14 protein-coding genes and 1 pseudogene are annotated in these 13,983 nt (G+C 69.7%); 8 read left to right on the top strand and 7 right to left on the bottom strand.

What is annotated here, in order from left to right; all coding sequences use genetic code 11:
• Positions 1 to 251, bottom strand: a pseudogene (locus A5700_RS05335) (mammalian cell entry protein); the annotation flags it as partial.
• 148 nt (positions 252 to 399) lie between these two features.
• Between A5700_RS05335 and A5700_RS05330 the strand changes: the two are divergent.
• From A5700_RS05330 to A5700_RS05320, 3 genes are read left to right on the top strand one after another with little or no spacing between them, the layout of a single operon-like run.
• Positions 400 to 2,130 carry a virulence factor Mce family protein gene (locus A5700_RS05330; protein ID WP_068070178.1) on the top strand — a complete coding sequence of 577 codons (1,731 nt, stop codon included), beginning with the start codon at positions 400 to 402 and terminating at the stop codon, positions 2,128 to 2,130.
• On the top strand, positions 2,130 to 2,843 hold the full coding sequence (locus tag A5700_RS05325; RefSeq protein WP_068070179.1) for a mammalian cell entry protein: 714 nt from the start codon (positions 2,130 to 2,132) through the stop codon (positions 2,841 to 2,843). The genes A5700_RS05330 and A5700_RS05325 overlap by 1 nt, the downstream gene beginning before the upstream one ends.
• 8 nt (positions 2,844 to 2,851) lie before the next feature.
• Positions 2,852 to 3,334 (top strand): mammalian cell entry protein, encoded by a 483-nt coding sequence (locus A5700_RS05320; RefSeq protein ID WP_156671088.1) that lies wholly within the window; start codon positions 2,852 to 2,854, stop codon positions 3,332 to 3,334.
• A 10-nt stretch (positions 3,335 to 3,344) separates the two neighbouring features.
• Here the strand turns inward: A5700_RS05320 and A5700_RS05315 are convergent, their stop codons facing one another.
• The 3 genes from A5700_RS05315 to A5700_RS25945 all read right to left on the bottom strand — a co-directional run bounded on the left by A5700_RS05315 (position 3,345) and on the right by A5700_RS25945 (position 5,651).
• Positions 3,345 to 3,923 carry a hypothetical protein gene (locus A5700_RS05315; RefSeq protein WP_068070181.1) on the bottom strand — a complete coding sequence of 193 codons (579 nt, stop codon included), beginning with the start codon at positions 3,921 to 3,923 and terminating at the stop codon, positions 3,345 to 3,347.
• A 78-nt stretch (positions 3,924 to 4,001) separates the two neighbouring features.
• Positions 4,002 to 5,486 carry a trehalose-6-phosphate synthase gene (locus A5700_RS05310; RefSeq protein ID WP_068070182.1) on the bottom strand — a complete coding sequence of 495 codons (1,485 nt, stop codon included), beginning with the start codon at positions 5,484 to 5,486 and terminating at the stop codon, positions 4,002 to 4,004.
• Positions 5,487 to 5,651 (bottom strand): hypothetical protein, encoded by a 165-nt coding sequence (locus A5700_RS25945; protein ID WP_008263763.1) that lies wholly within the window; start codon positions 5,649 to 5,651, stop codon positions 5,487 to 5,489.
• A gap of 271 nt (positions 5,652 to 5,922) precedes the next feature.
• Here A5700_RS25945 and A5700_RS05305 point away from each other — a divergent pair, with 271 nt between their 5' ends.
• The 3 genes from A5700_RS05305 (at position 5,923) to A5700_RS05295 (ending at position 8,736) form a co-directional block, all read left to right on the top strand.
• Positions 5,923 to 6,870: an enoyl-CoA hydratase gene (locus tag A5700_RS05305; protein WP_068070183.1), complete on the top strand. Its 948-nt coding sequence runs from the start codon at positions 5,923 to 5,925 to the stop codon at positions 6,868 to 6,870.
• Between the two features lie 232 nt (positions 6,871 to 7,102).
• Positions 7,103 to 7,936 (top strand): SDR family oxidoreductase, encoded by an 834-nt coding sequence (locus tag A5700_RS05300; RefSeq protein WP_068070184.1) that lies wholly within the window; start codon positions 7,103 to 7,105, stop codon positions 7,934 to 7,936.
• A 14-nt stretch (positions 7,937 to 7,950) separates the two neighbouring features.
• Positions 7,951 to 8,736: an SDR family NAD(P)-dependent oxidoreductase gene (locus A5700_RS05295; protein ID WP_068070185.1), complete on the top strand. Its 786-nt coding sequence runs from the start codon at positions 7,951 to 7,953 to the stop codon at positions 8,734 to 8,736.
• Here A5700_RS05295 and A5700_RS05290 read toward each other — a convergent pair whose 3' ends face one another.
• Positions 8,737 to 10,296 (bottom strand): LCP family protein, encoded by a 1,560-nt coding sequence (locus A5700_RS05290; protein WP_156671086.1) that lies wholly within the window; start codon positions 10,294 to 10,296, stop codon positions 8,737 to 8,739.
• Between the two features lie 334 nt (positions 10,297 to 10,630).
• Positions 10,631 to 10,897: a hypothetical protein gene (locus A5700_RS05285; protein WP_197502834.1), complete on the bottom strand. Its 267-nt coding sequence runs from the start codon at positions 10,895 to 10,897 to the stop codon at positions 10,631 to 10,633.
• A gap of 64 nt (positions 10,898 to 10,961) precedes the next feature.
• Here A5700_RS05285 and A5700_RS05280 point away from each other — a divergent pair, with 64 nt between their 5' ends.
• Positions 10,962 to 12,113 (top strand): TDT family transporter, encoded by a 1,152-nt coding sequence (locus tag A5700_RS05280; RefSeq protein ID WP_068070188.1) that lies wholly within the window; start codon positions 10,962 to 10,964, stop codon positions 12,111 to 12,113.
• A 139-nt stretch (positions 12,114 to 12,252) separates the two neighbouring features.
• Positions 12,253 to 12,423: a hypothetical protein gene (locus tag A5700_RS26515; protein WP_197502835.1), complete on the top strand. Its 171-nt coding sequence runs from the start codon at positions 12,253 to 12,255 to the stop codon at positions 12,421 to 12,423.
• On the opposite strand, the gene A5700_RS05275 is transcribed toward A5700_RS26515, so the two are convergent.
• Entirely contained in the window at positions 12,420 to 13,916 is a 1,497-nt protein-coding gene (locus tag A5700_RS05275) for an amidase (RefSeq protein ID WP_068204502.1), read from the bottom strand. The two genes, A5700_RS26515 and A5700_RS05275, sit on opposite strands and share 4 nt — an antisense overlap.
• Positions 13,917 to 13,983 lie beyond the last annotated feature (67 nt).

Here is a 13,983-nt window from a genome sequence, read left to right as displayed (position 1 = left end):
TGCTCACCGGTCAAGAAATCCGGCGGGTTGAGGATCTCGTTCATGTGGGCCATGTTCGGATCGAAGTACGCGGTGGTGAAGAAGGTTTCCCCGATCCTGCGCAGCGTCAGGTCGAAGGTGGTGAACACGTTGAGATAGTCACCGCGCACCGCCTGCTTGATGCCGTAGTTGGGGAACGGGAAGGTCAACAGGATCTGCAGCGAGGTGATGAAGTTCTTCCGGTTGTCGTTGAGCGCCTTGACCACCGCGTACTTCGATCCGAACATGGCCCACATGAACGAGATCCTCAACCCGCCGGATTTCTTGACCGGTGAGTTGGCCAACCTGTCCGGACAGGCCGCCGATCCGTTCAAGATTCCGCCCGGCACGGCATCGGGACATTAGGGGGCGGCAGAGCAGATGCACGACAGGCTCACCAGGATCCAGCTGTGGATCTTCTCGGTCATCACCGTGATCACCCTGACCGTGATGGCGATCTTCTACCTGCGGCTGCCCGCGGCGCTCGGCATCGGGACCTACGGCGTCAGCGCCGATTTCATCGCCGGCGGCGGCCTGTACAAGAACGCGAACGTCACCTACCGCGGCGTCGCCGTGGGCCGGGTCGAGTCGGTGGGCCTGACCCCCACCGGTGTGGTCGCGGACATGCGGCTCAACAGCGGCACCGCCATCCCGTCCAACGTGACCGCCACCGTCAAGAGCGTGTCGGCCGTCGGTGAGCAGTACATCGACCTGGTGCCGCCCAAGGCCCCGGCTTCGACCAAGCTGCACAACGGGTCTCACATCGACCGGCAGAACACCCGGATCGGCCAGGACGTGGCCGACCTCCTCAAGCGGGCCGAGGCGCTGGTCAACAGCCTGGGCGACACCCGGCTACGCGAACTGCTGCACGAGACGTTCGTCGCCGCCAACGGGTCGGGGCCCGAGATGGCCCGGCTCTTCGAGTCGGCCCGGTTGCTGGTGGACGAGGCCAACGCCAATTACCCGCAGATCTCGCAACTGATCGACCAGGCGGGCCCGTTCCTGCAGGCACAGATCCGCGCCGGCGCCGACGTCAAGTCGCTCGCCGACGGGTTGGCCCGGTTCACCTCCGAGGTGCGGCAGGCCGACCCGCAGCTGCGCGACACCCTGGCGATCGCGCCGGGGGCGATCGACCAGGCCAGCACCGCGTTCTCCGGGATTCGCCCCTCCTTCCCGGCGCTGGCCGCCAGCCTGGCGAACCTCGGCCGCGTCGGCGTCATCTACCACAAGTCGATCGAGCACCTGCTGGTCGTGCTGCCGGCGTTGTTCGCGGCCATCATCACGATGGCGGGCGGGCCTCCCCTCGACGAGGGCGGCAAGCTGGACTTCAAGCTCGACCTCAACGACCCGCCGCCCTGCGCCGTCGGGTTCCTGCCCCCGCCGCTGATGCGCACTCCCGCCGACGAGACGGTGCGCGAGCTGCCGAAGGACATGTACTGCAAGACCGCGCAGAGCGATCCCAGCACGGTCCGTGGCGCGCGCAACTACCCGTGCCAGGAGTTTCCCGGCAAGCGGGCACCCACGATCCAGCTGTGCCGGGATCCGAAGGGGTACGTGCCGGTCGGCCGCAACCCGTGGCGCGGCCCGCCGGTCCCGTACGACACGCCGATGACCAACGGCCTGAACGTGTTGCCGCCCAACAAGTTCCCCTACATTCCGCCGAGCGCCCAACCCGATCCCGGGACGCCGATCGTCGGTCCGCCGCCGCCGGGCGTGGTGCCCGGGCCGGGGCCGCTGCCCAACAAGCAGCCGGCCTTCGACCCGCCGCCGCCCAACGACAACGGGCCGCCGCCGCCGTTCACCTCCTGGCAGCCGCCCGGGGTGCCGCCGGTGCCGCCGCAGCTGCCCTACCCGAAGTGGCTGCCCCCGCCGGGGCCGCCCGAGGGGATCAGCCCGCCGCCGGCGGGGCCCGGCCCGGAAAAGCCGTGGGGGCCGCCGCCGGGGCCCGGCCCGCAACCGCAGGCCAGCGGGCCGGCCTACGCCACCTACGACCCGAAGACCGGCGCCTTTGCCGATCCGGCGGGAGGCACTGGTATCTTCGCGGCCGGCGCCAGCAGCACCTCCGGCGCGGAGAATTGGGTGGACCTGATGCTTGATCCAAGGCCTATGTGATGGAGCCTGTCGTCACCGGCGGTCCCGCGACGCCACCGCGGGTTCGTCGCCGGGCGTCCCGTGCGGCGGGCCCGGCGAAACCCGAGGAGGCCCAGGCCGCCCCGGTCAGCTTCGACGTTCCCGACGTCCCCGCCGCGCCCAAGCCGAGGCCCGCGGCGCGGACCCGCACGTCGCCGAAGCCGCCGCCGCGCCGTCAGCCGAATCGCCGGCTGGTGGGCTGGATCTCGTTGGCCGCCGCGGTGCTGGCGGTCGGCGTCTTGGCCGGCTGCGTGGCCCTGCTGTTGATCCAGCAGCGGCACACCACCGCCGCCCAGGCCCGCGACCAGCGCTTCGTCGACACCGCCACCCAGACCGTCGTCAACATGTTCAGCTACAAACAGGACAACATCGACGAGAGCGTGGATCGATTCGTCAACGGCACCAGCGGCCCGCTGCGCGGCATGCTCGGCGCCAACAACAACGTCGAAAACCTCAAGGCCATCTTCCGCACCACCAACGCGACGTCGGAGGCCGTGATCAACGGCGCGGCGCTGGAAGGCGTTGACGCCGTAGCGGATAACGCGTCCGTGCTGGTATCGGTGCGCGTCACGGTGGCCGACATCGACGGTGTCAACAAGCCTTCCACGCCGTATCGCCTGCGGGTCATCGTGCACGAGGACGAGAGCGGGCGGATGACCGGCTACGACATCAAATACCCCGACGGCGGTAATTGATGCGGTGGTTGCGCCGGCTGGCGGTCGTCGCGGGTTACGCGATGGTCGCAGCGTTCATCGGGTTGTCCGCGGCGGCCGGCTGGCTGTACTGGGATCGGGTGCAGACGCGCGGTGAGCAGGCGGCGCGGGCGGTTCTTCCCGGCCTGGCGGCCAAGGAGATTCCGGAGGTCTTCGCCTACGACTACCAGACCGTCGAGCGGAGCCTGACCGCCGCGTACCCGTTGCTGACGCCCGACTACCGCGCCGAATTCCAGAAGAGCGCCAACACGCAGATCATCCCCGAGGCCAAGAAACGGGAAGTGGTGGTGCAAGCCAATGTCGTCGGCGCGGGAGTGATGTCGGCGCAACGGGATTCGGCGTCGGTGATGGTGTACATGAACCGGACCGTGACCGACAAGACGCGTCAGCCGCTCTACGATGGCAGCCGGCTGCGGGTGGACTTCAAGAAGGTCGGCAAGCAGTGGCTGATCGCCTACATCACGCCGATCTAGGCGATTGCCTCTAGTAGCACATCGCGATCGCGTTGCAGTACAACGGGTATCGTTCGACCGGGCTGGGCGGCGGACCCGTCAGCGCCAACGAGAACGGCACCTTCTTCATCGCCGGCTCCATCCCGCAGACGGCGCCGTGCAGCGTGGTGTGGGTGCCGCTCATCGTTTCGTCGCTGAACGCCCAGGTCTCGGTGGACGGGGCGGTGCCGCCGCCGGGGCACGAGACACCGTCGGCCTTGTCCACCTTGAACGTCCACAGCATGCTCGACATCCGCGCCCGGCCGCTGAAGTTCTGCAGCTTGTCCGCGGCGGTGATCCGCTCGTCGGTGAAGCTCACGATGTTCAGCGCGCACTGCATGGCGAAGATGATCGGGTCGGAGTAGTCGTTCATGTTGCGGGTGCCGGACGGCTGATCGCACAGCGCCGTCACCGTCCAGGTGACACCCGAGACACCCGCCTCGTTGTAGGAGTAATTCCCGTCCGCCGGCGGGCCGAGGGCCTTGGCCGGCTCCCCGGAGTGCAGCGCGACCCCGGTCGCGACGGCCACCAGGACACCGGTGCCCGCGGCCAACGTGTGACGGAGCCTCATGTGCAACCTCTCCTTCACCGTTGGACGCCCTCTTGAGTATCACAGCGACCCGGCCGCGACACCATGGGATTGCCAAAGCTACTCGGTGTCGTGCGGGCCCGACTGCGCCAGCGCGTCGAGGAAGGACCGCGCCCACCGATCGACGTCGTGGGCCAGCACTTGGCGGCGCATCGATCGCATGCGGCGGCGGCCCTCCGCCTCGCTCTGGTTGAGCGCGGCTTCGATGGTGTCCTTGACGCCTTCGAGGTCGTGCGGGTTGACCAGGTACGCCTGCCGCAACTCGGCTGCGGCGCCGGTGAATTCGCTGAGCACCAGCGCGCCGCCGAGGTCGCTGCGGCAGGCCACGTACTCCTTGGCGACCAGGTTCATCCCGTCGCGCAGCGGGGTGACCAGCATGACGTCGGCGGCCACGAAGAACGCGATCAGCTCGTCGCGGGGGACCGGCCGATGCAGGTAGTGCACCACCGGGTGACCAACCTCGGAGTATTCGCCGTTGATGTGGCCGACCTGGCGTTCGATGTCGCTGCGCAGGATCTGGTAGCTCTCCACGCGTTCGCGGCTGGGCGTCGCGAGCTGGATGAGCACGGTGTCGTCGCGCTTGGCGCGGCCCTCTTCGAGCAGTTCCGAAAACGCCTTCAGCCGGACGTCGATGCCCTTGGTGTAGTCCAGCCGGTCGACGCCCAATAGCACCTTGCGGGGATTGCCGAGCTCGGCGCGGATCTCGCGCGCGCGGCGCTTGACGTCGCGGTGCCGGGCAGCCTGGTCCAGCGCCGTCGAGTCGATGGAGATGGGAAAGGCGCCCACCCGCACGACGCGGTCCGCGAGTTCCACTTCACCGAACCGGGAACGGACCCCGACCGTGCCCCGCGACGTGTTCACCCCGATCAGCCGGCGGGACAGGATCAGGAAATTCTGGGCGCCGCCGGACAGATGGAACCCGACCAGATCCGCGCCCAGCAGCCCCTCGGTGATCTCGGTGCGCCAGGGCATCTGCATGAACAGCTCCACCGGCGGGAACGGGATGTGCAGAAAGAAGCCGATGGTCAGGTCGGGCCGCAGCTCGCGGAGCATCTTCGGGACCAGCTGCAGCTGGTAGTCCTGCACCCACACGGTCGCGCCCTCGGCGGCGGCGCGGGAGGTCGCCTCGGCGAAGCGCCGGTTGACGTCGACGTAGCGCTCCCACCACTCGCGGTGATAGATCGGTTTGACGATGACGTCGTGGTAAAGCGGCCACAGGGTGGCGTTGGAAAAGCCCTCGTAGTACTCGGCGATGTCGTCGGCGCTCAGCCGCACGGGCCGCAGCTCGAGGTCGTCCTGGATGATCGGCTCGTCCAGGTCGGGGCCCGTACCGTCGTCGGCGACGCCCGGCCAGCCGACCCACGCGCCGCGCCGGCGCCGCAGCAGCGGCTCCAGGGCCGTGACCAGCCCGCCGGGGCTGCGCTTCCAGCTCGTCGTGCCGTCGGGGAGCCGCTCCTGGTCTACCGGCAACCGGTTGGCGACCACCACAAAGTCGGAGTCGCCGAAGGCGGCTGCCTTGGCGCCGCGTCCCTGACCGCGAGCCATCTACGCGTCGAGTTTGGCGGGCCCAATGCCGAGCATGGAAAGGAAGACCCGGCACTCGTCGGCGTCGTTCGCGTACGCCGCGACGACCCTCCTGGCCTGGCTCGCGGTGCTGTCGGCGACCGGTTCGACGTCGCCGATCTCGCCAGGATCAGATTTGGTAGGCATGTCTCAACTGTAGGCGACTCAGTGGGCGGTGTCTCAGGCGTACCGCCGGGGTCGCGGGCCGACGGGCCGGGGCGCGGTGCTGCGCGATGAGCAGGTTCATGCAGCGGGTTGGTGCGGCTGGCGTTTCCCAGCGATCGCCGGCTGTTACCGCTCGACCGCCGGTGATGGGGCACTCGCTCACGGCGGGAGTCGGCGGCCCCGCCACGAGCCGCTTACACCCTGGCCGTAATGTGTAAACGAGTCAGAGTTGACGACAAGCGAGGTGGGTGCGATGACACTGTCCGAGCAGGCCGGCGCCGCAGCCGGTGCGGGGGCGGCCGGCGGCGACGCCGAGGCGCTGGTCACCTACGAAACCCTCGACGAGGGCCGGGTCGCGCGGATCTGGCTGAATCGTCCCGACGCCCACAACGCGCAGAACCGCGGGCTGCTGGTCCAGCTCGACGAGGCCTTCCTGCGGGCCGAGGCCGACGACACCGTCCGGGTGGTGATCCTCGCCGCGCGGGGCAGGAACTTCTCGGCTGGTCACGACCTGGGTTCGGAGTTGGCGCTCGCCGAGCGCCAGCCCGGGGCCGGCCAGCATCCGACGTTCCGGTCCCACGGCGCGACGCGCGACCCGGTCGCGGAGAAGACCTACCTGCAGGAGTGGCACTACTTTTTCCAAAACACCTGCCGCTGGCGCGATTTGCGCAAGATCACCATCGCGCAGGTGCAGGGCAACGCGATCTCGGCCGGCCTGATGCTGATCTGGGCCTGCGACCTGATCGTCGCCGCCGACAACGCGAAATTCAGCGACGTGGTGGCCGTGCGGATGGGTATGCCGGGCGTCGAATACTACGCCCACCCTTGGGAATTCGGACCGCGCAAAGCGAAGGAACTGCTGCTGACCGGTGACGCGCTGGACGCCGACGAGGCCTACCGTCTCGGCATGGTGTCCAAGGTGTTCCCCGCCGACGAATTGGCCGAAAAGACATTGGAATTCGCGCGGCGCATCGCCCAGCGGCCGACCATGGCGGCCCTGCTGGTCAAGGATTCGGTCAACGCGGCGTCCGACGCGATGGGCTTCACCGAGGCGTTGCGGCACGCCTTTCACATCCACGAGCTCGGCCATGCGCACTGGGCCGCCCACAACGAGAACCGCTACCCGGTGGGCCTGCCGCCCGACGTGGAGGACTGGCGGAACGCCAAGCCCACCCAGCTGGCGCGCCGCGACACCCCGTAGGGCGCCGCTGCGCGACGGGGTGGTCGAAGGGGTTGGGCGAAGGAGTGGGCGAAGGGGTAGTCGAAGTGCCCGCCTCACAGCGACACGGCGGTCACCCGGGTGCGCCCGCCCCGGTTGTCGCTGCGAGGCGGGCACATCGGCATACGGTGCATTCCCCGAGGCTGCTGTGACGGCTGTGATCGCTGCCCTATGCTGCTAGAACCTGTTCCAGTTTTCGGCGTGAGGTGATGGCGTGCAGCTTTCTTTCGACAACCGGACGTATCTGATCACCGGCGGCGGCAGCGGAATCGGCAAGGGCGTCGCCGCCGGGCTGGTGGCCGCCGGAGCCTCGGTCATGATCGTCGGCCGCAACGCCGACCGGCTCGCCGAGGCCGTCACCGACATCGAAGCGCGGCAAGGCGCCGGGTCCATCCGCTACGAGCCGGCCGACGTCACCAACGAGGACGAGGTCGTCCGCGCCGTCGACGCTGCCACGGCGTGGCACGGCCGGCTCGACGGCGCGGTGCACTGTGCCGGCGGCTCGCTGACCATCGGCCCGATCACCCACACCGACTCCGAGGCGTGGCGAAACACCGTCGACCTCAACGTCAACGGCACCATGTACGTCCTCAAGCACGTCGCGCGGGAACTGGTGCGCAACGGCGGCGGCTCGTTCGTCGGGATCTCGTCGATCGCGGCCAGCAACACCCACCGCTGGTTCGGGCCATACGGCGTCACCAAATCCGCGATCGACCACATGATGATGCTGGCCGCCGACGAACTGGGGCCCTCCTGGGTCCGCGTTAACAGCGTCCGCCCCGGCCTCATCCGCACCGACCTGGTGGACGCCAGCGTCATCCAGTCCCCGGAGATCAGCGGCGACTACGCCCTGTGCACGCCGCTGCCGCGGGTGGGCGAGGTCGAGGACGTCGCCAACCTGGCCCTGTTCCTGCTCAGCGACGCCGCCGCCTGGATCACCGGGCAGTGCATCAACGTTGACGGTGGCCACATCCTGCGCCGCGGCCCGGACTACTCGTCGATGATGGTGCAGATGTTCGGCGAGGACGCGCTGCGCGGAGTGGTCTGAACCGGGAGTAACCAATGACAAGACTTGCGGGACAACGGATCTTGGTGACCGGCGCCGCGTCGGGCATCGGTCAGGCCACCGCGCTGCGGCTGGTGGACGAGGGCGCCACGGTGGTGGCCTCGGATGTGGCCGCCGACGGTCTGGAGCAGACCCGGGCGCGGGCCGGCGTGGGTTCGGACCGGTTGACGACGCTGGTGATGGACGTCGGCGCCGAGGACTCGGTGATCGCCGGGGTGCGCTCGGCCGTCGAGACGCTCGGCGGCCTGGACTCCCTGGTGAACGCCGCGGGCGTGCTGCGCGCCGCGCACACCCACGAGACCAGCCTCGAACTGTGGAACCGCATCGTGGGGATCAACCTCACCGGCACCTTCCTGGTGGTCCGCGAGGCCCTGCCGGCGCTGCTGGCGAACCCGCGCAGCGCCGTGGTGAACTTCAGCTCCACGTCGGCGTCGTTCGCCCACCCCTACATGGCGGCGTACGCGGCGAGCAAGGGCGGCATCCAGGCCTTCACCCATTCGCTGGCGCTCGAGTACGCGCGCGCCGGGCTGCGCGCCGTGTGCGTGGCGCCGGGCAGCATCAAGTCCGGCATCACCGACGCCACCGGCGGCTACATCCCCAAAGACGCCGACTGGTCGCTGCTTTCGCGGCTGATGCCCGTGCTGCCGACGACCGAGACGTCCAGCGGCACCGGCATGGCCGACCCCGGCGTGGTCGCGGGCGTGATCGCCATGCTGGTCTCCGCCGACGGCGCCTTCATCACCGGCACCGAGATCCGCATCGACGGCGGCACCCACGCCTGACTAATTGACGCAGGGCACCCCGCCGCCGTCGAGGGGCTTGCCCTGATCCGGCGTCGGATACGTCGTGGTGGTGCCGTTGTAGTAGTACGTCTTGGCCTTGGTCGACGTGGTGCTGGTACTCGTCGAATCGTCCATCGTCGTGTCGTCCTGGGTGGGCATCGAGAAGTTCGTGTCGACGGTGACGCGGATGTGCCCGGGCTGCACGGTCGGGTTGGGCTGGTTCGGGGCGTCGAGGCCGAGCAGCGTCGCCACGCTGCGCGCGTCGGTCTGCGCGCCGGCGCCGTATTCGATGGTCGTGGCGTTCGGCTCACCCGACTCGCGGTCGCGGACCTGGCCGGTGGTGAAGCCGCGCTTCTTCAACGCCCGCGACACCTCGGACGCCATCCCGCTCATGGCGCCGGAGTTGATCACGTCGACGACCATGTTGGGGTTGGGCTTGACCACCGTGGTGGTGGTGGTCGCGCTGCTGGGTGCGGCCGACCCGAGGGCCGCCGCCACCTCCGCCTTGATGGCGGCCGGGTCGACGATGTTCACGTCCTGCCCGTCGATGTTGTCGTAGCGCACCACCGGGAGCGTCAGGAATTCGACATTGCCGCCCGCGAGTTCACCGAGGCGCTGGATCATGTCCTCGCTCCACCCCGACGACAACACGACGTCCTTGCGCGCCACCGCCATCAGGTTCTTCAGCTTGTCGACGTTGGTGAACGTCCCCGAGTCCTGCAGCTCCTTCATGACCGACGACAGGAACGCCTGCTGCCGGTGGGTGCGGTCCAGGTCCCCGTTGTCCAGGCCGTGGCGCTGTCGCACGAACGACAACGCCTCCGAGGCGTCGAGTCGTTGCCGCCCGGCCGGGAAGTCGGCGCCCGAATAGGAGTCGTACACGGCGTGATTGAGGCAGACCTCGACGCCGCCGAGGGTCTGCGCGAGGTCGAAGAAACCGGCCAGGTTGACCTCGGCGAAGTAGTCGATCGGCACGCCGGTCAGGTTGCGCACGGCCCGCAACGTCGCGGCGCGGCCCGCTTCACGGCCCTTGGTCTCGAGTTCCTTCTGGCTGCTGGTGCCCTGGTTGGCGAGCTTCTGCGCGACGTACTGCTTGGTCAACCCGTACGCCTCTTTGATCTTGATGTGGTTGTAGCCCGGCACGCCGGTGAACGGCACCCAGTCGTCGCGGGGGATCGAGAAGGCGACGACCTTGTTGTCGGCGCCGACGTGAACCAGGATCAGCGTGTTGGTGTTGTAGCCGCCGTCGTCGGAATCGCCGGCGTGCAGGTGTTTGAGGATGGACCAGGGCAGGTCGTTGCCGTCCTGATCTTTTCGCGAGTCCAGGCCGATGAGCAGGATATTCATGTTGTCGCCGCTCGACCGCGGATCGTCGGGCTGCAGCGCGTTCGACACGGTGATCCCGCCGAGGGCGCCGTGCGCCACGTAGTACCCGGCCCCGGTCAGGCCGACCGCCGCGACCGACACCAGGGCCATGACGCTGCGCGACAGCACCGCGCGGAACCGGGAGGGCTGACGGGGGGCACGGTGGCGGTGGTGGGCGCCGCCAGAGCGCGCCATCACAAACCTCTGCCCATACCCGGCGCATCGGCGCCCGCCGCCACGGCGGCGGTTTGCGGCGATGTCGCTTCGAGCATGGTGACAAGTATGCGTTAGCTTGCTATGAAGCCCCCAATCGAGGAATCCGCCGGCAAACGCCCCGCGGCGGCCGCGCGCCGCGGCGTACGATGCCCGCGCCGCCGGGGATAACGGCCTGATCTGCGGTTTTGACCTGCCGGCGCGGCGTGGCGGTTCGCGTGGATCTCGGCGGAGTCTCGGCGCGGGCACAGCGTCGCGGGGATCGACCCGAAAGTGTGACCCGACGGAGACGTCCGCGGCGCCGCGCGCCGGCCGCTCAGCGGGACCTGACCAGGTCCTCGCCGGAGGTGTAGTACAGCGTGATGTTGGACCCGGTGACGACCTCGGCGAGGAAGACGCCGAGCGGTTCGACCTCGTAGTAGTAGTGCACGTCGCCATTGCTGTCGAGCGTGGTGGCGCAGGAGAATCCGGGCGCCCCGCAGCGTTGCTTGACCGGCACGGCCAGGACGCCGAGCGCGAGCGCCGCGATGCACAGCAGCACCGGCAGCCTGCGCACCGCCCGTCCGCTCCGCGCCGCTGGCATCACGGTTGGAGTCTAAGCGTCGTGGCCCTTCCGGTTCAGTGCGACGCAGTAGGGTGTTGCAGCGATGGCCATCGTGAGCCCCGACGCCGCCCCACCGCCGCAGCGGCGCGTCGAGGTGCTGGGCAATCTTGGTCCCAATTGGTTCGCCTCGGTGATGGGCACCGGCATCGTCGCCATCGCCGGCGCCACCCTGCCGGTGCGCGTCACCGGCCTGCGGGCGTTCACCGAGGTCGTCTGGGTGCTCGCCGCGTCGCTGTTGGCGGCGCTGATCGTGGTGGTGGGCGGTCACTGGCTGCGGCACCCCACGGTCGCCCGCCGGCACGCCCGCAACCCGCAGATGGCCCACTTCTACGGAGCCGCGCCGATGGCCTTGATGACCGTCGGCGGGGGAGCGGTGTTGATCGGCAAGGACCTGCTCGGCGAACGCGTCGCGGTCGACCTGGACTGGGTGTTGTGGAGCGCGGGCACCGTCGGCGGCCTGTTCACCGCGGTCAGCATCCCCTACCTGATGTTCACCCAGCACCAGGTGGAGCCCGACGCGGCATTCGGCGGCTGGCTGATGCCGGTGGTGCCGCCGATGGTGGCCGCCGCGACGGGGGCGCTGCTCCTGCCGCACCTGGCCCCGGGCACCGGGCGACAGACCATGCTCTTCGGCTGCTACGCCATGTTCGGGTTGTCGTTGATCGCGTCGCTCAACATCATCGCGATGATCTGGAGCCGGCTGACCCTCTACGGCACCTCCGGCACGGCGCGGGTCCCGACGCTGTGGATCGTCCTGGGTCCGCTCGGCCAATCCGTCACCGCCGCCGGGCTGTTGGGTTCCGCCTCGTCGCTGGCCGCGGAACCCGCGCTGGCCGAGGACCTGAACGCCTTCGCCGTCCTCTACGGCGTCCCGGTGTGGGGATTCGCGGTGTTGTGGATCGCGTTGGCCACCTCGTTGACCGTGCGCACCTTGCGCCGCGGCATGCCGTTCGCGCTGACCTGGTGGAGCCTGACCTTCCCGGTGGGCACCTTCGTCACCGGCACCGCCCAGCTCGCCGGGCACACGCACCTGCCCGCGTTCAGGGTGGCCGCCGTCATCGCCTATGCCGGCCTGCTGTCCACCTGGTTCCTCGTCACCGTGCGCACCGCGCGGGGCAGTCTGCGCGGCAACCTGCTCAAACTGCCGCCGAGCAACGCGCCGGTCAAGGCCAGCAAGGACCCACTGCGGCCGTGAGGCGGTCGGCGCTGCGGCGTTTGACTCCCCGGGGGCGGCGGGTAGGCAGCCTTGAGCCATGCGAAGGCGCCCAAGCGACCCCGGCGAGCGGAGCTCCCCGGTCGCGGCGCCGGCACCGACCCCGAAGGAAGGAAACGACATGCGCGCCGAAGAGGGCGACGAATCCGTCAAGGACTACGCGGCCGAGGGTAAGCAGACGCTGGGCAGGATCAAGTCGTCGCAGCGCGGCGGCAAGCTGGGCGACGTCGCCCGCCGCTTCGCCAAGCTGTGGGGCGGCGGCCCCAAGTCGCCCGACGGCACGTCGGGCTAGGCCGGCCCCGAGACGGGCGCCGGATGCCGGTGCGCCCACGGCCGGGCCTCCTCGAGCTGCGCCGCCAGCTGCAGCAGCTCGCCGTCCGAGCCCAGCTTGCCGACGAACTGCACGCCCAGCGGCAGCCCGCCGTCCGTCCAATGCAACGGCACACTGATCGCCGGTCGGCCGGTGAGGTTGGCCAATTGCGTGTACGGCACCCAGCCCAGGCTTTGCTCGATGAGGTCGTCGAGGATCCCGCTGAGCCGCATGGCCCTACCGGCTCGCAACCGGCTCACCACCCGCGCCACCCGCTGTAGGGGCGGCGACGTGGTGGTGGCGCCGATCGTCAGGGGCGGCGTGGCCAGCGTGGGCGTCAGGAAGTAGTCGTAGTCCGCATGGAACGCGGCCAGCGACTGGATGTACAGGTGCCGGTTCTCCAGCGCCCGCAGCGGCGCCAGGACGCCGCCGGAGCGACCGAGCTCGCCGACCGCCAGGGTGTCGGCCTCGAAATCGCGGTCGCGGGCCCCGGTGCGCCGCTTGATCTCCTCGATCTGCTGGTGCAGTTGGGCGAACCAGATGGTCAGGAAGTCGCGGCCCAGGGCGGCGTCGTCGTAGGGCGGCGCGACCTCCTCGACGCGGTGGCCCAGCTCGGTCAGCACGGCCGCGGCCTGGCCGCCCGCGGCGACGGCCTCCCGATCCGGGTGGGGATTGATGGCCGAGCGCGTCGAGTAGCCGATCTTCAGGGATTGGGGACGACGCCGGATGAGCTCAGTGAACGGCTCGCCCGGCAGGGCGGCCTGGTAGGCGGCGGCCGGGTCGGGCCCGACCATCGCATCGCACAGCGCGGCGCTGTCGCGCACGGTCCGCGACACGGCGCCCTGGGTGGCCATCCCGAACATCGCCTCACCCGTCTGGGGCCCGTACGGCGCCAACCCTCGGCTCACCTTGAGGCCGACCAGCCCGTTGCAGGCGGCGGGGATGCGGATCGAGCCGCCGCCGTCGTTGGCCCCCGCCGCCGGGACGATGCCGGCGGCGACCGCGGCCCCCGAGCCGCCCGACGACCCGCCGGGCGTGCGGGCGGTGTCCCAGGGATTGCGTGCGGGCCCCAGGTAGTCCGATTCGGTGACGCCCTTGGCCCCGAACTCGGGCGTATTGGTCATGCCGAAGACCACCAGTCCCGCGGCCAAGAACCGCTGCGTGATGAGGGCGTGCTGGTCGGCGACGTCATGGGCCAGCGATCGGGAGCCGCACGACGTCACGAAGCCGCGATACTGCTGGCCCAGGTCCTTGACCAGGAACGGCACCCCCGCCAGCGGTCCGCTGAGGGCGGGATCGGCGGCGCGTTGGTCCGCGACACCGTCGAGGCGGCGCACGATCGCGTTGAGCCGCGGGTTCACGGCGTCGGCCCGCTGCCGCGCCAGCGCGAGCAACTCCGCGGCGGTGACCTCGCGACGCTGCACCAGCTCGGCCAGCGCCGTCGCGTCCAGGGACAGGTACTCGTCAAGACGCATGGCTTCTCCGCTCGTCCGCTGATCCTCGCCAACAAGGTATCCGCGGTGCCCCCTAGGTCGGGGGCGG

The organism is Mycobacterium sp. E1214 (assembly GCF_001666755.1).
Classification (GTDB): domain Bacteria; phylum Actinomycetota; class Actinomycetes; order Mycobacteriales; family Mycobacteriaceae; genus Mycobacterium.
Note: the sequence above shows the minus strand (reverse complement) of the source record. Positions and strands in the feature narration are given on the sequence as shown.